We start from the raw sequence: 18,944 nt of genomic DNA, 5'->3' as shown, positions 1-18,944 counted from the left end.
ATTTTGTAGGAGCGTGCGCAAAAGGTATGAAACGGACACGCCGAACGCACCTTCAGGTTGCTTTCAGCGACGGCGCTCGACCATTCGGCGCATGCAGCAGCGCATCGCGGTGATCTCCGCCAGCTTCGGGTCCGGGCACGACGGCGCCGCGGCCGAACTGGCCCGGCGGCTGACCGGTCGCGGCTTCGACGTCCGGCGGCACGACTTCGTCGACCTCGTCCCGGGGCACCTCGGCCGGCTGCTCCGCGCGGGCTACCACCGCCAGCTCACCACCGCCCCGCGGACCTGGGGCTGGCTGCTCGCCGCGGCCGGAGCGGGCGCGAGCACCGCGGCCCGGCTGACCGCCATGACCGATCAGGCGCTGCTCGCCGCGATCGGGCCGGACACGACCGCGGTGGTGTCCACCTACCCGCTGGCCAGCCAGGCGCTGGGCCGGCTGCGCGAACAGGGCCGCCTGCACATCCCGGTCTGCACCTACCTCACCGACCTGTCCGTCCACCCCTTGTGGATCCATCCGGGCGTCGACGTCCACATCGGACTCCATGACGACACCGCCCGGCAGGCGAAGGAGCTGGGCGCCACCGACGTGCGCGTCACGGCCCCAGCCGTCGCCCCCGGGTTCACGCCCGGCCCCACCGCCGCGGGCCGGCCCCGGGCGCTCATCGTCGCGGGGGCCTGGGGCATCGGCGCGGTCGAGCGCGCGGCCGCCGACATCGCGGCCACCGGCGTGGCCGACCCGGTCGTGCTCTGCGGGCGCAACGAACGACTCCGGCGGCGCGTCGGCCACCGGAAAACGGGCTGGGTGGACGACATGCCCGCGCTGCTGCGCACCGGGCACGTCGTGGTCCAGAACGCCGGTGGGCTGTCGTCCCTCGAAGCGCTGAGCGCGGGGCTGCCGGTGCTGACCTACCGGTGCATCCCGGGGCACGGCCGCACCAACGCCGCGGTCCTGGACCGGATCGGGTGGGTGCCGTGGATCCGGGACCGGGGCGAGCTCGCGGACGGGCTGCGGCGGGCGCTGACGGACCCGCCGCGGTTCGCGCCGGCACCCGGGCGGCCCGAGGACGTCGTCGCGGAGCTGGCGGCATGAAATCATCCACTGTGGAGTTCGCGGCCACCCTGGCCCCGGCGTTGACCGCGATCACGCCGCTGCGGCGGGTGTACATGCCGCGGCTGGCCGGGGTCGGGCGGGCCGGGCATGTGGCGCTGACGTTCGACGACGGACCTGACCGCCGGTCCACTCCACAGATTCTGCGCGTGCTGGACCAGTACCATATCCGCGCCTCGTTCTTCGTCCTTGGCTCGATGCTCGCCGAGGACCCGCAGCTGGGCCGGGAGCTCGCCGACGCCGGGCACGAGGTCGCCGTCCACGGGTGGCATCACCGCTGCCTGCTGCGCCGCGGGCCGGCCGCCACCGACCGTGACATCACCCGGGCCCGGATGCTCGTGGCGAGTGTCACCGGGCAGGTGCCGCGCTGGTACCGCCCGCCCTACGGCGTGCTCACCCTGGCCGCGCTGCGGACCTGCCGGCGCCTCGGGCTCACCCCCGTCCTGTGGACCGCATGGGGCCGCGACTGGGAGGCCGGCGCCACCCCCGACTCCATCGTGCGGACCGTGACCCGGCGGCTGGCGGGCGGCGGCACGGTACTGCTCCACGACACCGACATCACCTCGGCCCCCGGCTCCTGGCGGCGCACCGTCGATGCCCTCCCCGCCCTGCTGGAGTGGGCCCGGGAGCGCGGGCTCGCCGTCGGACCGCTCGCCGAGCACGCGGTGGCCGGGCGATGACCTGGCTCGTCACGGGCGGCGCCGGCTACATCGGCGGGCACGTCACCGCCGCGCTCCTCGCCGCCGGCGAACGGGTCGTGGTCCTCGACGACCTCTCCACCGGCGCCCCGCAGCGCGTCCCGGCCGGCGTCCCGTTCCTGCTCGGCGACGCCGGTGACCCAGCGACGGTCCGCGACGCGCTGCACCATCACGAAGTGTCGGGCGTCATGCACCTCGCGGGGAGCAAGTCGGTCCCGAGTCGTTCGAACGGCCGCAATGGTACCGCCGCCAAAATGTCACGGTCGTCGAGAACGTCCTCGACGCCATGGCCGAGGCCGGCGTGACCCGGCTCGTGTTCTCGTCCTCGGCCGCCGTCTACGGGCCACCCGAGTCGCGCACCGTCGGCGAGGACGCGCCCACCCGGCCGCTCAACCCGTACGGGCACAGCAAGCTCGACGCCGAACGGGCCGTCGCCGGCTCCCCCGGCCTCTCCTGGATCGCGCTGCGATACTTCAACGCGATCGGCGCCACCGAAGAGCACCTCGCCGACCACGGCACCACGAACCTCCTCCCCCGCGTCCTGCGCGCCGCGGCCACCGGCGAACCCCTCTCCGTCACCGGCACCGACCGCCCCACCCCGGACGGCACGGCCGTTCGCGACTACGTACACGTCGCCGACATCGCCGCCGCCCACCTCGCCGCCGCCGCCGCCGTCACCACGGGGCGCCGGGCCCGCGTCTACAACGCCGGGACCGGCACCGGCCACTCGGTCCTCGACCTCATCGGTGCCGTCGAACACGTCACCGGCCGACCGGTGCCGTGGCGGCCCGGCCCGCCGCGGCCCGGCGACCCCGCTTCCGTCGTCGCCGACGTCACCCGCATCGGCGCCGAACTCGGCTGGCGGGCCGGGCGCACCCTCGACGCGGCCGTCCGATCGGCGTGGGCCTCGGCGCGGCCGATCAGTGGGGCCGGGTGAGGCCCAGGTCGTAGGCGATGATGACGGCCTGCACGCGGTCCCGCGCGCCGATCTTGGCCAGGACCCGGCCGACGTGCGTCTTCACCGTCGACTCGGACACGACCAGGCGCTCGGCGATCTCGCCGTTGGTCCAGCCGTTGCCGATCGCCACCAGGATCTCGCGTTCCCGGTCGGTCAGCGTCTCCAGGCGCGGGTCGCTCGCCGCCGGCGGGCCGCCGCCGAGGTGGTGGGCGAACGCGTCCAGCAACCGGCGGGTGAGGGCGGGGGCGATGACCGCGTCGCCGCCCGCGACCGCGCGGATGCCGGCCAGCAGTTCCTCCGGGTAGGCGTCCTTGAGCAGGAATCCGCTGGCCCCGGCCCGCAGGGCGGCGTGCACGTACTCGTCCAGGTCGAACGTCGTGAGCATCAGGACCCGGGAGCGGCCACCGGACTCGACGATGCGGCGGGTCGCCTCGATGCCGTCCGTGCCGGGCATCCGCACGTCCATCAGGATGACGTCCGGGTGCAGTTCGGCGGCCCGCCGGACCGCGTCCGCGCCGTTCTGGGCCTCGCCGACGACCTCTGTGTCGGGGCTGCTCTCCAGCAGCATGCGGAAGCCGAGCCGCTGCAGGGGCTGGTCGTCGACGATGAGGACGGTGATCAAGCGAGGTCACCTCCGATCGGGGGCGGCGGGGTCAGGTCCAGGTCGGCCGTCACGCTCCATCCTCCGCCGGGGGCCGGGCCGGCCTCGACCGAACCGCCGTAGAGCGCCGCCCGCTCCCGCATGCCGATCAGGCCGTGCCCGGGCCCGCCGCTACGGGCGGTACGGTCCCCGCCGCCGGAGGACGGCCCGGTGTCGCGCACCACGATCCGCAGCCGAGGCCCCTCCACCCGCAGCGCCAGGTGGACCTTCGTGTGCGAGCCGGCGTGCTTGAGCGTGTTGGTGAGGGCCTCCTGCACGATGCGGTAGGCCGCCAGCTGGACGCCGAGGTCGAGCGCCGCCAGGTCCCCGCCGCTCTGGTACTCGACTTCCGGGCCGGCCGCGCGGACGCGCCGGCACAGCGCCTCGACGTCGGCGAGGCCCGGCTGCGGACTCAGGCCGTCGGACTGCTCGCGCAGGACACCGAGCATGCGGCGCAGGTCGGCGAGGGAGCGGCGGCCGGTGTCGCCGATGTGCCGCAGCGCCTCCTTGCCGCGCTCGGGGGCGACGTCCGCGGCGTAGGCGCCGCCGTCGGCGAGGGTGACGATGACGGACAGGCTGTGGCCGAGGATGTCGTGCATCTCGCGGGCCACCCGGGTGCGCTCGGTCGCGGCGGCGAGGCGGCTGCGCTGGTCGCGTTCGATCTCGAGCTGGACCGCGCGGTCACGCAGCGCCTCCAGCTGGGCCCGGCGGACCCGGATCGCGAACCCGAGCGCGACCGCCGCGGTCCCGACGACGGCGACGAAGAACAGCGCGTCCCACGCCGACACGATCCCGGAGACGCGGGTGACCACCAGCGCGGACGCGGCCAGCAGCGCCGGTATCGCCCACGGCAGCCGGCGCAGTCGGCCGTGCAGCACGAGGCTGTAGACGGCGACGAGCAGGGCGACGTCGGCCCGCAGCATGACACCGGCGGCCCACTCGGCGATGAAGACCGCGACCACGGCGGAGAACGTCAGCAGCGGGAACCGGCGGCGCCACCAGAGCGGGACGAGCAGCGCCGCCTGCAGCAGCAGCATCTGCGGCACCGGCCGCTGGGTGAGGGTGATCGGCCCGTCGGGGTGCTCCCGGCCGGGGCTGAGGTCGGGCAGGCCGAACAGGAGGAAGAGCACGAGCACGCCGGCGGTGTCCAGGGCCCACCGGTGCCGGGCGTCCCACTGGCGCATCCGCTGCCCGAGGCGGATCAGCCCGGCCGCGCTCTCCTCCGTGCCCACGGCCCCATTCTCTCCCGCCGTCGTGCGTTTCAGGCGTCGGAACGGACGAGCCGTACCGCGGCCCCGGCCAGCAGGACGGCCGTCCAGGCGAGCAGCACCAGCAGCCCGTTGCCGGCGGTGAGCGTCCCGGCCGCGTGATGCAGCGCGTAGATCGACTCACCGGCGTTGCTGGGCAGATACGGCGTGATGTCCGCCCGCCACGACTTCGGCAGCAGCGACATCAGACCCGGCACCAGCAGGAACAGCCCGACGAAGGCCGAGATGCCGCCGGCGGTGGAGCGCAGCAGCGCGCCGAGCGCCACCCCGATGACGCCGGCCAGGCCCAGGTAGACACCGACACCCAGCAGCCCGGTCACGACGCCGCCGGCCGAGATACTCATCGCCTTGCCGGTGCCGGACAGCACGCCGCTGCTGATCAGGAACGCGCCGAACGCCCCGAGCGCGCCGACGACGCACGCGACGACGCCGTACACGGCCGCCTTGGACCACAGCACCGGCAGCCGGCGCGGGACGGCGGCCAGCGTCGAACGCACCATGCCGGTGGTGTACTCCCCTGAGGTCGACAACACCCCGAGCACCCCGAGCGCGAGCGTCGCGAACGTGGTACCGAACAGCGCGAGACTGTAGGTCGTGGCGTCGGCGAAGTCGGGGTCCATCTGCTGGCCGGCCCCGGTCATCGACTTGTATCGCAGCGCCGCGATCGTGCCGAACGCGAGCAGGAACAGCAGCCCCAGCCCGAGCGTGATCCAGGTCGAGCGCAGCGACCACTGCTTGTACCACTCGGAGCGCAGCACCCGCGCGCCGGTCACCGTGCGGACCGGGGCGGCGGTGCGGGGCGCCGCGGGCGACGCCGGACGGGTTTCGGTGACGGTGCTCATGCGGCGGCCCTCATAGCGGTAGTCGTGGCGTGGTATTCGACGGCGTCCTTGGTCAGTTCCATGAAGGCCTCCTCCAGCGAGACCGCCTTGGCCGTCAGCTCGAACAGGGCGATGCCGTGCTCGGCGGCGGCCAGGCCGATGGCCCGCGGCGACAGGCCGGTCACGCTCAGCCGCTCCGAGCCCGGCTGGCCGGTCACCTCGACGCCGGGGCCGGACAGCACCCGGCGCAGCTGGGCCGGGTCGGCGGTGGACACCACGACGGTGTCGCCCCCGGCCGTGCGCACCAGGTCCTGCACGGTGGTGTCGGCCAGGACCCGCCCGCGGCCGACGACGATGAGGTGGTCGGCGACGAGGGCCATCTCACTCATCAGGTGCGAGGAGACGAACACTGTGCGCCCGGCCGCCGCGAGGTCGGTCAGCAGGTTGCGGATCCACAGCACGCCCTCGGGGTCGAGCCCGTTGACCGGCTCGTCGAGCATGATCGTCTGCGGGTCGCCGAGCAGCGCGGCGGCGATGCCGAGCCGCTGCCCCATGCCCAGGGAGAACGCCCCGGCGCGCTTGCGGGCCACGGACTGCAGGCCGGTCAGCTCGATCACCTCGGCCACCCGGCGGCGCGGGATACCGTGGGTGAGGGCGAGCGCCATCAGGTGGTCGAACGCGGACCGGCCAGGGTGGATCGACCGGGCCTCCAGCAGCGCGCCGACCTCGTGCAGCGGTGCCGCGTGCCGGGCATACCGCCGGCCGTTCACGGTCACCGAGCCGCTCGTCGGCGCGTCCAGCCCGATGATCATGCGCATCGTCGTGGACTTGCCGGCGCCGTTCGGCCCGAGAAAGCCCGTCACGGCGCCCGGCCGGACCGTGAAGTCCACCCCGTCGACGGCCGTCTTGTCGCCGTACCGCTTCGTCAGCTTTCGTGCTTCGATCATCGAATCCCCCTCGAATCCTCCGCGTCTCACGAAGAACGCTAGATTCGGCAGAGGGCCGTTTCGTGGTACCCGGGTCTGGACCTTCCCGGCCCGCGGTAGTACCGCGGTACTACGGCACCACTAAGGGGAGCTTCCCGAGCGGAGGACGGCACAGCATGGCAGCGACCGCCACGACCGACATCAACTTCTACTTCGACCCGATCTGCCCGTTCGCGTGGATGACGAGCAAGTGGATCCGCATCGTGCAGGCCCAGCGTGACTACACCGTCGACTGGCGCTTCATCTCGCTGCGCCTGATCAACGCGCACCTCGACTACGACAGCCACTTCCCGCCGGAGTACGAGGCGCAGCACACCGCGGGCCTGCGGCTGCTGCGGGTGGCGTCGGCGGCCCGGGAACAGCACGGCCGCGCGGCGATCGGCCCCCTCTACGCCGCGTTCGGCGCCCGCATCCTGGAGACCGCGCCCGAGGAGAACCGGGCGCCCGGCTGGCCGGGCACGCCGGCACTCGCCGCGGACGCGCTCGCCGAGGCCGGCCTGCCGACCGCGCTCGCCGACTTCCTCGACGACACGGCCCGCGACGCGGAGATCCAGGCGGAGTCGGACGAGGCGCTGGCACTGACGGGCAAGGACGTCGGCACGCCGATCGTGCACTTCGAGCCCCCGGACGGTGTCGCGTTCTTCGGCCCGGTGATCAGCCGGCTGCCGGACGAGGAGCAGGCCGCGGTCCTGTGGGACCACGTGGTCGCCCTCGCCCGGTTCCCCGGCTTCGCCGAGCTCAAGCGCAGCCTGCGCGAGCAGCCGCAGCTGCCGTCGTTCGGCGTCCCGGCGACGCGGGCGGGCAAGGTCGAGGACTGGCACGCCGGCAGTCGTCGACTCAAGCAGTAGGCGTTTACCGGATGTTCGGTAATATGGGACGGTGGGCCGCACACCGAGCGTCGATGACGAGACGCTGCTCAGCCAGCTCGCCGAGGTGTTCCGCCACTCGGGCTACGAGGGCGCGTCGCTCACCGCGCTGTCGTCCGCGTCGGGCCTGCAACGGGCGAGCCTCTATCACCGGTTCCCCGACGGCAAACACGGCATGGCCGTCGCCGTCCTGGACTCCGTGGAGCGCGCGTTCGGCGACATCCTCGCGCCGCTGACGGCCGAGAGCGACCCGCGGACCGCCGTCAAGGCGATGGCCCGGCGCGTCGGCGCCTTCTACGCCGACGGCCGGCTCGCCTGCGTCCTGGACACGATGACGCTGCGGGGCGCGCCGGACGACGTCCGCGCCCGGGCCGCGCACCTGGCGACGGCCTGGCTCACGGCGATGGCCGACGTCGCCCGGCGCTCCGGCGCGACCGCGCCGCAGGCGAAGCGCCGGGCCAGGACCGCGCTCGTCAGCATCGAGGGGGCGCTCGTCGTCGCCCGGGTGCTGGACGATCCGGCCGAGTTCCGGCGGGTGCTGTCCGAGCTCCCCGCGATCCTCACCGCCGGCCCGGACGACAGTTGACTGACCGGTCACGCCACCGCACGCGCCGGGGGTCAGGCCGCCAGCGGCGGGTTGAAGCGCGACAGAGACGGCGGCGACCAGCGCAGCGCCAGGGCACCCGGCCGGTGGACGGCCGCCTCGACCTCGAACTCCACCAAGCGCGGGCCGCTCGTGGCCGCACCCGCGCCCTCCGGCCAGCGGACCTCGGCGCGGCCGGTCAGCTGCAGCGTCGACCCGCTCGCCCAGTCGACGAAGGTCAGCCCGGCCCGCGGGTTCTCGATCATGTTGCCCAGCGTCATGAGCATGCTGTTGCCCACGTAGTCGGGCCAGCGCAGCCGGGTCGGTGACAACACCTCGACGAAGCCCGGGTTGCCACCCCGGTGCGACACGTCGGGGTCACCGGCCGCGGACGCCGAGGCGACGAAGAACGTGTCGGCGTGGGCGACCAGCTCCCGCATCGTCCCGGTCAACGCGGACACCGCCGCACCCGCGCCCGGCCCCGGCTCCCCCGCTCCCGCGTCGTCCGGCTCGGCCGCGCTTCGCCGCTGGATGTACTTCGGGCAGTTGGGGAAGCTCTGCTCGACGGCGAGCAGGAGCCCGCCCGGCAGCGGCGTCGACGTGCCGTTCACCCGGAGCCGGATGCGGGTCTGCAGGTCGATGGCCAGCAGCCCGAGCCGGCCCGGGCGCCGGGTCATCGGCTCGGCCGGATCGTCGGCGGCGAGCCGGGCCCGCACCAGCACCGACTCGTCGTCGAGGGCGCTGACGAAGCCGCGCGGCCCGGCGAACAGCGAAGCCCACAGCCGGCCGTCCTCGCCCTGCGCCCCGACGACGAGCAGCCGCTGCTCGGCCAGGAAGTCCTCGGCCCCGTTCGGCAGCACCGGCCGGACCAGCCGGGAGACGGCCGCGGCCCGCTCGGTGTAGCCGGCCCGGGTCTGCGCCGCCAGCTCGCCCCAATGGAACACCCCGGAATCCGGCATGCGCGTCCTCCCTGTACCGTCCTCTCCGCGTCATATTACCGAACGTTTGGTAAAATTGCCCGTGTCCCGCCGCACAGCCGGTGGCGAGGCCACCGGCTGTGGCGGATCGAGCGTCAGCCCGCGGAGCAGGTCGGGGTGATGCCCGAGGCGCTACCGGTGGCCTGGAAGCCGAACTCCGTGTACTGCCCGGCGGCGACCTGCCCGTTGTAGCTGACGTTGGTGAAGCGGACCTGGCCACTGTCACCGCTGCGGTTCGCACTCCAGATGCCGGTGATGGCCGCGCCCGACGGCAGCGTGAGGGTCACGGTCCAGCCGTTGACGGCACTGCTACCGGCGGTCACCCGGACGGTGGCGACGAAGCCGCCCTGCCATTGATTGAGCGACACGGTGGCGGTACAGCCAGTGCCCGTGCCACCACCGGGCGTCGACGACGGCGAGGTGCTGGCCGGCGGCGAGCTGACCGGCGGGGTCGACACCGGCGGGGTGGACACCGTGCTGCCCGGCCCGTTGAGCGCGTTCAGCGTGGAGGTGTACGCCGCCTTCTTGTTGCCGTTGGCGTCGAACAGCAGCGGGTTCTCGCCGGAGCGCCACGAGTCGCTGTCGCGGATACCCCAGGTCGTGATGCCCGCGCACCGCGACACGTTCAGGCACGCCTTGACGACGTTCGCGTAGGCGGTCGCCTGGTTGGAGCCGGAGATGTCGAGCTCGGTGATCTGCACCTCGACGCCGAGGTCGGCGAAGCGCTGCAGGTTGGCCTGGTAGTCCGACGGCGGCAGGCCGCCGAGGTGCGACTGGAAGCCGACGCAGTCGATCGGCACGCCGCGGGACTTGAAGTCCTTCACCATGTTGTAGATGCCGGTGCTCTTCGCGTTGATGCCGTCGGTGTTGTAGTCGTTGTAGCAGAGCTTCGCGCCCGGGTCGGCGGCCCGCGCGGTGCGGAACGCGACCTCGATCCAGTCGTTGCCGGTGCGCTGCAGGTTGGAGTCGCGCCGCCCGCCGCCCCCGCCGTCGGCGAAGGCCTCGTTCACCACGTCCCAGGCGTAGATCTTGCCCTTGTAGTGGGCGGCGACGGTGGTGACGTGGTTCATCATCGCGCTGCGCAGCGCGGAGCCGGACATGTTCTGGGCCCAGCCGGGCTCCTGCTGGTACCAGAGCAGGGCGTGGCCGCGCATCCGCTGCCCATGGGACTGGGCGTGGGACACGATCTGATCGGCGGACGTGTAGCGGAACTGACCCTGGGTCGGCTCCGTGGCGTCCCACTTCATCTCGTTCTCGGGCGTGATCATGTTGAACTCACGGTCGAGAATGCCGGTGTACTGGCTGTTGCTGAGCTTCCCGGCGGCGACCGCGGTGCCGAAGTACCGCCCCTTCTCCGCGGCCGAGGCGCCGAGCGTGGTGCCGGCTTCCGCCGCGCCGGCGGCGAGGGTGATGGCGGCGCCCGCGGCCACGGCGCTCACCGCGGCGAGCGTGACAGCGAGGCGGAGACGTCCGCCTCGGATGGTTCGGGTCATGGGGGTGCATCCCTTCCGGGTCTGAACGTCGTCCGGCGGGGGCGCATCGGCGGGCGCCACGAATCGGACGAATGAATTCGCGAATGTTATCGCTCACTCGAAGACGTCAATGGACGGCCAATCCGCCAGGCAGCTGCACCGAGTGCGTTCGATCAGCGTTTCGACCAGCGCGCCGACCCGGCGGAAAAGTATTCGCGAATAGGCGGCCGATCCTGAAAGTTTCAGCGACCGCCGCCGCCCGGTGACACCTCAGGGAGCGTCACGCCCCGGCGGCCGAGCCGTGCGGCCACGCGGACCAAGAATGTGCGGTGACGCCGACCAGACCCCTGCGGCCACGCGAACCAAGGCGCGCGGACCATCGCGGCGCCGACTCGACCGCCGGCCTGCATCACCGCCACGAACGACAGCGCGCTCACCACGGCGAAGACGATGATCTTGAGCATCCCGCAGCAGTCCAGGCCCGCGGGGTCGGGCTCGCCGGCCCGCACCCGATCGCGCGCCGGCGCCGGTCAGCGAGAGGCAGCCGGTGCCGATGGCACGCCGGGCCCCGCCGGCAGCTGGGGGCGGGTCTCGCGGCGGCGAATGAGGCTGTCGGTCGCCGATCGGGATTCGCGAATGGCGTGGCGGCCGAGGTGAACGTTTCAGCCAGCGGCGGGTGGTGGGGCGGTGCTGCCGCGGACGATCAGGGCGGCGCCGAGCTCGACCCGGGTCTGCGCCGGTCGGTCGCCGGCGGCCAGGTCGAGGACCAGCTCGGCGGCGGCCGCGCCCATCTCCGCGAAGGGCTGGCGGACGGTCGTCATCGGCGGGCCGGCCCAGGCGCAGTGGTCGATGTCGTCGAAGCCGACGACGCTCAGGTCGTCCGGGATGCGCAGGCCGCTGATCCGGGCCGCCTCGTAGACGCCGAGGGCCTGCAGGTCGTCGCCGCAGACCACGGCCGTCGGCGGGTCGGGGTGGCGGAGCAGCTCGAGGCCCAGGTCACGGCCGTCCTCGAAGGTGAACACGCCGCTGCGGCGCAGGTCCTCGTCGAACGGCACGTCGGCGGCGTCGAGGCCGGCCCGGAAGCCGTCGAGGCGGGCCCGGGCGGCGAGGTCGCGGACCGGGCCGGTGATCACGGCGATCCGGCGGTGGCCCAGGGCGAGCAGGTGGCGGGTGGCGGCCAGGGCGCCGCTCCAGTTGTTGGACCCGACGGAGGGCGTCGGGTGCAGGTCGCCCATCGGGTCGAGGGTCACGACCGGGATCTGGTTGGCCTCGAGCAGCTGGAGGTGTTCGCTGGTGAACCCGGCGAACGCGGCGATGACCCCGACCGGCCGGCGCAGCAGCAGCGGCTCGATCCACGGCCGGCCGACCGCCGTGCGGCGCCCGATGTCGGTGAGGCACACGGTCAGGTCCTGGGCGGCGGCGACGTCCTCGACGCCGCGGACGACCTCGATCGCGATGGCGCCCAGCATGCCGGACATGAGCACCTCGATGCCGGCCGCCCCGAGGGTGCGCACCGGTCGCCGGTAGCCGTGCTCACGCAGCAGCGACTCGACCCGGCGGCGGGTGGTCTCGCCGACGCCCGTCCGGCCGTTGAGGACCTTGGAGACGGTCGGCTGCGACACCCCGGCGAGCTGCGCGATCTCGGCGACCGGCAGGTCGCCGCGCCAGCGTCCGCGGGGGGCCGACGTCTGCCTCTGGGTCACATCGCGGAGTGTACGGCGAAAAACGTTATGCCCGCAGCCCCGCCGTGGTCGCCCCGGACCCCGGTTGACATGCGGAAAGTGAGCGCTAACACTCCCGAATACATTCGCGAATGTCCTATCCCCGCCTTCGGAAAGGGCACGCTCATGGATCAACCCAGACCTCCGCACCGGCATCGCCGGCCGCTGGTCGCGCTCATCGCCGCGCTGCTGCTGCTCGCCGCCGGGGCCGTCGCGGCCGGCACCGGGTCGGCTTCGGCCGCGACGGCCGGCTGCCGGGTCACCTACACGGTCACCAACTCCTGGCCCGGTGGGTTCGGCGCGGCCGTCGACGTCACCAATCTCGGCGACCCGGTCAACGGCTGGCGGCTGACCTGGACGTTCACCGCCGGGCAGACGATCACCCAGCTGTGGAACGGCACCGCCGCCCAGTCCGGTGGCGCGGTGACGGTCACGAACGCCGCCTACAACGCCACCATCGCCACCGGCGCGACCGCGAATGTCGGTTTCAACGGCAGCTCTACCGGCACGAATCCGTCCCCGACCACATTCGCGCTGAACGGCGTCACGTGTACCGGCAGCGCGTCCACCGGCAGCCCGACGCCCACGACCGGCGGCGGCAGCCCCACCCCGAGCGGCGGCGCCAGCCCGACGCCGAGCACCTCGACGCCGCCGCCGGCCACGAGCGGGCCGTGCGACATCTACGCCGCCGGTGGCACGCCCTGCATCGCGGCGCACAGCACGGTCCGCGCACTTTACGGGTCGTACACCGGCAATCTGTACCAAATCCGCCGCTCCTCCGACAGCACAACGCGCAACATCGGCGTGCTGAGCCGGGGCGGCGCCGCCAACGCGGCCGCGCAGGACTCGTTCTGTGCGGGGACCGCCTGCGTGGTGACGATCCTGTTCGACCAGTCCGGGCACGGCAACGACCTCGCGTACCAGGGGCCGGGGGGCGCCGGCGGCCAGGACACCCCCGCGAGCGCGACCCGCGAATCGCTGACCGTCGGCGGCAGCAAGGCCTATTCGCTCTACATCAACGCCGGCAACAGCTACTGGCGCAACGGGTCCGGCTCCGGGGTACCGACCGGCAGCGCGCCCGAGGGCATGTACATGATCACCAGTGGTACGCACGTCAACAGCGGCTGCTGCTTCGACTACGGCAATAGCGAGACCACCCGCCGCGCCGACGGGGCCGGGGCGATGGACGCCATCTACTTCGGCACGAGCTGCTGGTTCGGCGGCTGCTCGGGCTCCGGCCCGTGGGTGCAGGCCGACCTCGAGTACGGCCTCTACCCGGGCGGCAGCTCCTCGTGGAACCCGAACCAGCGGGCATTCGCGAATAAATTCGTGACCGCGATGCTGAAGAACAACGGCACCTCCCGGTTCGCGATCAAGGGCAGCAACGCCCAGTCCGGGAGCCTGACGACGCTGTGGGACGGCGCGCTGCCCCGCGGCTACAGCCCCATGCGCAAACAGGGCGCCATCGTCCTGGGCAGCGGCGGCGACTGCTGCGCGACGAACACGAATCAGAGCGCCGGCACGTTCTATGAGGGCGCGATGGTTTCCGGGTACCCGTCCGACGCCACCGACAGCGCGGTGCAGGCGAACATCGTGGCCGCCGGCTATCGCTGACGGTGCCCACAGCGGTTCCGGGGCCGGCTCAGCCCAGGGCGGGCCGGACCCGGAACGTGCTGTCGGTGTGGAAGGCGACGGTGCCGTCGGCCTGGCGGACCCACAGCTGGTCGCCGTCGCGGTGGATGAAGTACCCCCGATAGTTCGAGGCTTCGAGCATCACGTCGCCGTTGCCGGTGCCGAGCGGGCAGAAGGTGGCGTCGCCGCGGAACAGGCCGTTGTCCTCGCTGCGGTTGAGGCGCAGCCGCCAGGAGGCGTGGCGCAGGTACTGCCCGTCGGCCGCCCGGAACGAGTAGCAGCTGGCGTTGGCCAGCCCCGGCACCGCCTCGAACGTGGCCCGCTGCCGCGCCGCCGCGGTGCCGGGCGTGACGAGGATGCCGACCTGGCCGTCGGTGCCGAGGTAGCGCCCGGGCGCGGCGACGAACTCCAGCGACACCGGCCCCGGCCGCAGCGACGGGGGCGACGACGGTGCGGCCGACGACGGCAGTGTCAGCGCCGACGGGGCCGTGGAAGCGGTCGCGGCGGGCGGCGGCGGCTCGTGGGACGGCCAGAAGGCGACGGTGGCCGCGACCCCGGCGACCAGCGACCCGGCGACGACGAGCTTCGCGACCGGCAGCCCGGCCGTAGCCGAACCGGTCACTGCGGCCGTCGCCGGACCGCTCGCTACGGCCTTCGCGACCACCGGGGACACCGGGCCGGCGCTGACGGCGGTGTCGTGTGCGGCCAGCGCGGTGCTGAGCACGGCCGGCACCGGCAGCAGGGCGAACCCGGTGAGCAGCCGCTCGGTGTCGACGGCCCCCTCGGCGGCCCGGGTGCAGGCCACGCACGAGCTTGTGTGCCGGGTGATCCGCTTGCGCCACAGCGGGCTGGGGATGCCGTCCCAGTCGGCGATGAGGGTCTCCAGCCAGGGGCAGCGGGGCCGGGCCTCCAGGGCGGCGACGAGCACCCGCGCCTGCTCGAGCCGGTTGCGCATGCGCTGGACGCGGACCCCGGCGTGCACGACGCTGACGCCCAGCGCGGCCGCAAGCTCGGCCCTAGTCAGCTCTTCGCCGATCTCCAGCCACCACAGCGACCACAGCACCCGGTCGCCCGGGTCGAGCCAGCCGACGGCCTGCCCGACCTGCCGCCGCTGCCCGGACAGCTCCACGCGCAGCACGGTGAGATCCTCGAAGTCGTCGGCGTCGGGCGCGTCCGTGAGCACCTCCAGCGGCGCCCGTCGGCCGGCCGTGACGCGTTCCCGCTGCAGGTAGGTCCCGACCTGCCGGACGGCGATCGCGGCCAGCCAGGCCCGGAAGCTCTCCGGCTCCCGCAGCGCCGACAGCCGCCGCAGCGCCCGCAGCATCGTGTCCTGGACGACGTCGTCGACCGCGTTCGGATGCCCGGCGAGGGCCCGCCGCACGATCGTGTAGACCAGCGGCAGGTGCGCCGCGAGGAGCTCGTCGAGCGCCCGCCCGTCCCCGGCCTTCGCCGCGACGACCAGCGACGTGTCACCCGTCTTCGTTCCCAATGCCCATCACCGACCCGTTGAGCGCCTCCACCGAGGACGCGACGGCTGTGCGGGGGCCGTCGCGGTCGAGGGAGCCGGAGGTCCATCTCGGCATATCGCCCGGGAGCTTGTCAAGGAAGCGATGCGCTTGACCTTTTCGGCCGGAGCGGCATAACGCATTTTCGCGGAATTGCGGGAAGGCCGTTTCGTTTGACGCATTCGGGCCGGGGTAGCGGCGTTGGCAATTCACGGGTCGGAGGTGCTCGATGTCGACTGTTCCCGCCGCGGCCGCCGGGCGGACGGGGTCGCCGGTGGCGCGCGGCCGCAGCGTGCTGGCCGGGGTGCTGCTCGGTGTGGGTGTGGCGGCGTTCGTGGACGAGACGGTCTTCCACCAGCTGCTGCACTGGCACCACTTCTACGACAAGTCGACGCCGGGGGCCGGGCTGGTGTCGGACGGCGTATTCCACGCGTTCAGCTGGTTCAGTACCATCGCCGCGTTGTTTGTGTTTGCCGACCTTCGACGGCGCCGGGCGGTCGACGCATCGGCGTGGTGGGGCGGCCTGCTGCTCGGCGCCGGCGGTTTCCAGCTCTATGACGGCACCGTCCAGCACAAGGTGATGCGGCTGCATCAGATCCGCTACGGCGTCGACGTCACGGCGTACGACTGGATCTGGAACGTCATCGCCGTCGCGCTGGTCCTCGCCGGCGCGGCGCTCCTGCTGCGCGCTCGCCGCCGGCCCGCCTGACATGCACCGCCGGGGCCGGCTGCGGCCGGTCGAACGCGCCGCCTGCTGTGTCGCCGGTGTGGGGGCCGCCGCGGCCGCGCTGACCGGGCCGATCCCGGCGGCGGCTCATCACGACTTCACCGCGCACATGACGGTCCACCTGCTGCTCGGCATGGTCGCACCGCTGCTGCTGGTGTTCGCCGCCCCGGTGACCCTGGTCCTGCGGGCGTTGCCGGTCGGTCCGGCCCGGGCGCTGGCGCGGGTGCTCGGCAGTGCCCCGCTGCGCGTGCTCACCCATCCGGTGACGGCCGCGGCGCTCGACGCCGGCGGCCTGTGGGCGCTGTACACCACCGGCCTCGACCGGGCGATGCGCGAACACGCCTGGCTGCACGTACTGGTCCACACGCACATGTTCGTCGCCGGCTACCTGTTCACCGCGGCCGTGATCGCCGTCGACCCCGCCCGCCACCGCCCGGGCCGGCGGACCCGGGCCGCCGTCCTGGTCGGCTTCGTCGCGGCGCACGCGATCCTCGCCAAGTACCTGTACGGCCACCCACCGGCCGGCGTGCTGCCCGCCGACGCCCGGACCGGCGCCCAGCTCATGTACTACGGCGGCGACCTCATCGACGCCGTCCTCATCGCCACCCTGTGCCGCGAGTGGTACCGCGCCCACGCTCCCCGCCGCCGCGCCGGCACCGTCGCCGCTCAGCGAACGGCCATGGAGGGCTGAGCGGCGGGGCCGTCCTGACGCCGCCGCAGGGTGCGGGTCGGGCGGATGATCAGCAGGGCCGCGATCACGGCGACGGTCACCGCGGCCGCGGCCAGCAGGACGTCGCGCGGGGCGATGACGGCGGTGACCGGGCCGGCCAGGGCCTGGCCGGCGGCGATGCCGCTGACCGAGCCGGCCACCTCGTAGGCGGTGACGCGGTTGAGCACGTCGGCCGGGACGAGGGTCTGCACGCTCGTGGCCCACTGCACCGACCAGAACGCGATGGCCGCGCCGCCGGTGATGTGGCCGGCGATGAGGATCGGCAGCGGAGCCGCCAAAGCAACTGTCAGGGGTACGGCGACGAAGCCGATCAGGGCCACGGCGCCGGCGGCGAGCGGGTGCTCCGCTCGGAAGCGGATCGCGACGAAGCCCCCGAGCATCGTGCCGGTGCCGAGCGCGGCGATGGTCCAGCCGTAGGCCTCCGCCCCCAGCCGGGCGCTGATGAGCTGGGAGGCGAGGGGAATGTACGGGCCGAACGCGCACAGGCCGAAGCCCATCCACAGCAGGATCACCGACCACATCCAGGTCCGGGCGCGGAACTCGGTCCAGCCTCGGCGCAGGTCGCGCAGCAGCGTCGCGGCCGCGCGGGCGGTGGTGGCGGGCGCCGGCCGGATCAGGGCCAGGCAGACGCCGCTGATCAGGAAGGTTCCGGCGTCGACGGCGTAGACCGGGCCGGCGCCGGCCGCGACGACCAGCACGCCGGCGAGGACCGGGCCGCCGAGCTGGGTCACCGCGTCGGCGATCTTCAGCACCCCGTTGGCGCGCTGCGGGTCGGTCGCGACCAGCGGCACCATGCCGTTGACGCCGGGCTGGAACATGGCGGCCGCCGTGCCGCTCAGGGCCGAGCACACCAGGAGCAGCCACAGCGGTGGCGTGCCGGTGAAGAAGGCAATCGCCACCACACCCTGCGTGACCGTGCGGACCGCGTCGGAGCCGATCATCATGGTGCGGGCGCCGACCCGGTCGGAGAAGACGCCGCCGAAGACGATGAGGAGCACGAACGGGCCGGTCCAGATGGCAAGAACATACCCGACGCCGGCCACGCCGTAGACGCCGCCGACGGCGAGCGCGGCCGCGACGGGCAGCATCGCGTCGCCGAGCAGGGAGACCGTGCGGGCGGAGCAGTACAACGAAAAATCGCGGTTCCAAAGCACGATCGTGAGCTTGCCGGGGCCGCCGCACCGGCACAGGCGCCGGCTCGGCCGACGTTGGGTACTTTTGTGCCATGGGACGTGCGAAAGTGGTGGCGCTGGTCGGGCCGGTGCTCGAGCTGTACCCGGTGACGTGCGCGGCCGCGGTGTTCGGCTATCACGGGCCCGACATCCCGCAGTACTACGACTTCCGGCTGTGCACCGAGCGGCCCGGTCCGGTGCCGACCACCATCGGCGCGGAGATCATGGTCCGGGAGGGCCTCGAGGCGCTCGAGGACGCCGGGACGATCCTCATCGCCGGCTGGTGCCCGAGCCCCGACCTGTCACCGGAGCTGCGCACCGCCGTGCTGGCCGCGCACGCCCGGGGCGCCCGGATCGTCGGCGTGCTCGGCGGCGTGTATGTGCCGGCCGCGCTGGGGCTGCTGGACGGCCGCCGGGCCGCCGCGCACTGGGAGGCCACCGACGACCTGGCCCGCCGCTACCCGCAGGTCAACGCCGACGGCACCGTGCTGTACATCGACCACGGCGACGTGGCCACCGCCGGCGCGTCCGCCACCGCCGTCGACCTGTGCCTCAACCAGATCCGGCGCGAGCACGGCGAAGCCCTGGCGATCCGGATCGGCCGCCAGCTCGCCGCGGCCCCGCCCCGTGAGGGCTGCCAGCGGCAGGGCCCCGCGCCGGCCGCGCTCGGCGCCGGCCCCGGCTCCCTGGCCCCGCTGCTCGACTGGGCCATCGCCAACCTCGACCGGCCCCTGACCATCCCAGAGCTGGCCGCGCGCTCCGGGCTGTCGCCGCGCAGCCTGAACCGGCATTTCCTGGAGCAGCTGGGCACCTCGCCGGGGCGATGGGTGCTGGACCAGCGCATCGCCTGGACCCGCGCCCTGCTGGAGGCGACCGACCTGCCGGTCGAGACGGTCGCCACCCGCGTGGGCCTGTCGACGGCGGTCAACCTGCGCCGCCGCTTCCGCGACGCGATGGGCACGACGCCGGGCGCGTACCGCCGCATGTTCCGCACCGCTACAGTCTCCGCGAACCGTGCATAAGGAATTGTGTCCGGATTCGGGTACCGGGCGGGCGGCCGGTCACTGCGTGCGTGCACCA

Annotated in this window: 18 protein-coding genes and 1 pseudogene; 9 read left to right on the top strand and 10 right to left on the bottom strand. The window is 73.4% G+C overall.

Annotated elements, in window-relative coordinates; genetic code table 11:
- Window positions 1-91: 91 nt before the first annotated feature.
- The 3 genes and pseudogenes from ACIA8L_RS29585 (at window position 92) to galE (ending at window position 2,743) form a co-directional block, all read left to right on the top strand.
- Window positions 92-1,090, top strand: a complete 999-nt coding sequence (locus ACIA8L_RS29585; protein ID WP_395909807.1) for a hypothetical protein — start codon at window positions 92-94, stop codon at window positions 1,088-1,090.
- On the top strand, window positions 1,087-1,788 hold the full coding sequence (locus ACIA8L_RS29580; protein WP_395909806.1) for a polysaccharide deacetylase family protein: 702 nt from the start codon (window positions 1,087-1,089) through the stop codon (window positions 1,786-1,788). Before ACIA8L_RS29585 ends, ACIA8L_RS29580 begins: the two co-directional genes overlap by 4 nt.
- Window positions 1,785-2,743, top strand: a pseudogene (gene galE / locus ACIA8L_RS29575) (UDP-glucose 4-epimerase GalE). Before ACIA8L_RS29580 ends, galE begins: the two are co-directional and overlap by 4 nt.
- Here the strand turns inward: galE and ACIA8L_RS29570 are convergent.
- The 4 genes from ACIA8L_RS29570 to ACIA8L_RS29555 are packed head-to-tail and all read right to left on the bottom strand — an operon-like array spanning window position 2,727 to window position 6,440.
- Entirely contained in the window at window positions 2,727-3,386 is a 660-nt protein-coding gene (locus ACIA8L_RS29570; protein WP_395909805.1) for a response regulator, read from the bottom strand. The pseudogene galE and the gene ACIA8L_RS29570 overlap by 17 nt on opposite strands.
- Window positions 3,383-4,636 carry a sensor histidine kinase gene (locus ACIA8L_RS29565; RefSeq protein ID WP_395909804.1) on the bottom strand — a complete coding sequence of 418 codons (1,254 nt, stop codon included), beginning with the start codon at window positions 4,634-4,636 and terminating at the stop codon, window positions 3,383-3,385. Before ACIA8L_RS29565 ends, ACIA8L_RS29570 begins: the two co-directional genes overlap by 4 nt.
- 29 nt (window positions 4,637-4,665) lie before the next feature.
- Complete coding sequence (locus ACIA8L_RS29560; protein WP_395909803.1) at window positions 4,666-5,514, bottom strand: ABC transporter permease; 849 nt, start codon at window positions 5,512-5,514, stop codon at window positions 4,666-4,668.
- Complete coding sequence (locus tag ACIA8L_RS29555; RefSeq protein ID WP_395909802.1) at window positions 5,511-6,440, bottom strand: ATP-binding cassette domain-containing protein; 930 nt, start codon at window positions 6,438-6,440, stop codon at window positions 5,511-5,513. The genes ACIA8L_RS29560 and ACIA8L_RS29555 overlap by 4 nt, the downstream gene beginning before the upstream one ends.
- A gap of 155 nt (window positions 6,441-6,595) precedes the next feature.
- Between ACIA8L_RS29555 and ACIA8L_RS29550 the strand changes: the two genes are divergently transcribed.
- Both ACIA8L_RS29550 and ACIA8L_RS29545 read left to right on the top strand, forming a co-directional pair.
- Window positions 6,596-7,327 (top strand): hypothetical protein, encoded by a 732-nt coding sequence (locus ACIA8L_RS29550; RefSeq protein ID WP_395909801.1) that lies wholly within the window; start codon window positions 6,596-6,598, stop codon window positions 7,325-7,327.
- A 31-nt stretch (window positions 7,328-7,358) separates the two neighbouring features.
- Window positions 7,359-7,931: a TetR/AcrR family transcriptional regulator gene (locus tag ACIA8L_RS29545; RefSeq protein WP_395909800.1), complete on the top strand. Its 573-nt coding sequence runs from the start codon at window positions 7,359-7,361 to the stop codon at window positions 7,929-7,931.
- Between the two features lie 32 nt (window positions 7,932-7,963).
- Here the strand turns inward: ACIA8L_RS29545 and ACIA8L_RS29540 are convergent, their stop codons facing one another.
- The 4 genes from ACIA8L_RS29540 to ACIA8L_RS29525 all read right to left on the bottom strand — a co-directional run bounded on the left by ACIA8L_RS29540 (window position 7,964) and on the right by ACIA8L_RS29525 (window position 12,080).
- Entirely contained in the window at window positions 7,964-8,887 is a 924-nt protein-coding gene (locus ACIA8L_RS29540; protein ID WP_395909799.1) for a pyridoxamine 5'-phosphate oxidase family protein, read from the bottom strand.
- A 113-nt stretch (window positions 8,888-9,000) separates the two neighbouring features.
- Complete coding sequence (locus ACIA8L_RS29535; RefSeq protein WP_395909798.1) at window positions 9,001-10,398, bottom strand: endo-1,4-beta-xylanase; 1,398 nt, start codon at window positions 10,396-10,398, stop codon at window positions 9,001-9,003.
- 221 nt (window positions 10,399-10,619) lie between these two features.
- Window positions 10,620-10,841 carry a hypothetical protein gene (locus ACIA8L_RS29530; protein ID WP_395909797.1) on the bottom strand — a complete coding sequence of 74 codons (222 nt, stop codon included), beginning with the start codon at window positions 10,839-10,841 and terminating at the stop codon, window positions 10,620-10,622.
- A gap of 198 nt (window positions 10,842-11,039) precedes the next feature.
- Window positions 11,040-12,080, bottom strand: a complete 1,041-nt coding sequence (locus tag ACIA8L_RS29525) for a LacI family DNA-binding transcriptional regulator (RefSeq protein ID WP_395909796.1) — start codon at window positions 12,078-12,080, stop codon at window positions 11,040-11,042.
- 144 nt (window positions 12,081-12,224) lie between these two features.
- Between ACIA8L_RS29525 and ACIA8L_RS29520 the strand changes: the two genes are divergently transcribed.
- Window positions 12,225-13,712, top strand: a complete 1,488-nt coding sequence (locus ACIA8L_RS29520; RefSeq protein ID WP_395909795.1) for an arabinofuranosidase catalytic domain-containing protein — start codon at window positions 12,225-12,227, stop codon at window positions 13,710-13,712.
- 28 nt (window positions 13,713-13,740) lie between these two features.
- Here ACIA8L_RS29520 and ACIA8L_RS29515 read toward each other — a convergent pair whose 3' ends face one another.
- Window positions 13,741-15,219 carry a sigma-70 family RNA polymerase sigma factor gene (locus ACIA8L_RS29515; RefSeq protein ID WP_395909794.1) on the bottom strand — a complete coding sequence of 493 codons (1,479 nt, stop codon included), beginning with the start codon at window positions 15,217-15,219 and terminating at the stop codon, window positions 13,741-13,743.
- A 245-nt stretch (window positions 15,220-15,464) separates the two neighbouring features.
- On the opposite strand from ACIA8L_RS29515, the gene ACIA8L_RS29510 reads away from it, so the two are divergent.
- Both ACIA8L_RS29510 and ACIA8L_RS29505 read left to right on the top strand, forming a co-directional pair.
- On the top strand, window positions 15,465-15,944 hold the full coding sequence (locus ACIA8L_RS29510; protein ID WP_395909793.1) for a DUF2243 domain-containing protein: 480 nt from the start codon (window positions 15,465-15,467) through the stop codon (window positions 15,942-15,944).
- Between the two features lies 1 nt (window position 15,945).
- Window positions 15,946-16,653: a cytochrome c oxidase assembly protein gene (locus ACIA8L_RS29505; protein WP_395909792.1), complete on the top strand. Its 708-nt coding sequence runs from the start codon at window positions 15,946-15,948 to the stop codon at window positions 16,651-16,653.
- On the opposite strand, the gene ACIA8L_RS29500 is transcribed toward ACIA8L_RS29505, so the two are convergent.
- On the bottom strand, window positions 16,629-17,846 hold the full coding sequence (locus ACIA8L_RS29500; protein WP_395909791.1) for an MFS transporter: 1,218 nt from the start codon (window positions 17,844-17,846) through the stop codon (window positions 16,629-16,631). The two genes, ACIA8L_RS29505 and ACIA8L_RS29500, sit on opposite strands and share 25 nt — an antisense overlap.
- A 71-nt stretch (window positions 17,847-17,917) precedes the next feature.
- Here ACIA8L_RS29500 and ACIA8L_RS29495 point away from each other — a divergent pair, with 71 nt between their 5' ends.
- Entirely contained in the window at window positions 17,918-18,886 is a 969-nt protein-coding gene (locus ACIA8L_RS29495; RefSeq protein ID WP_395909790.1) for a GlxA family transcriptional regulator, read from the top strand.
- The last annotated feature ends 58 nt before the right edge of the window (window positions 18,887-18,944 follow it).

The sequence above is a fragment of the Dactylosporangium sp. NPDC051541 genome, from assembly GCF_044454505.1.
In the GTDB taxonomy this organism is placed as follows: Bacteria; Actinomycetota; Actinomycetes; order Mycobacteriales; family Micromonosporaceae; genus Dactylosporangium.
The sequence above is the reverse complement of the archived record's forward strand: the minus strand, read 5'-3'. Positions and strand labels throughout refer to the sequence as shown.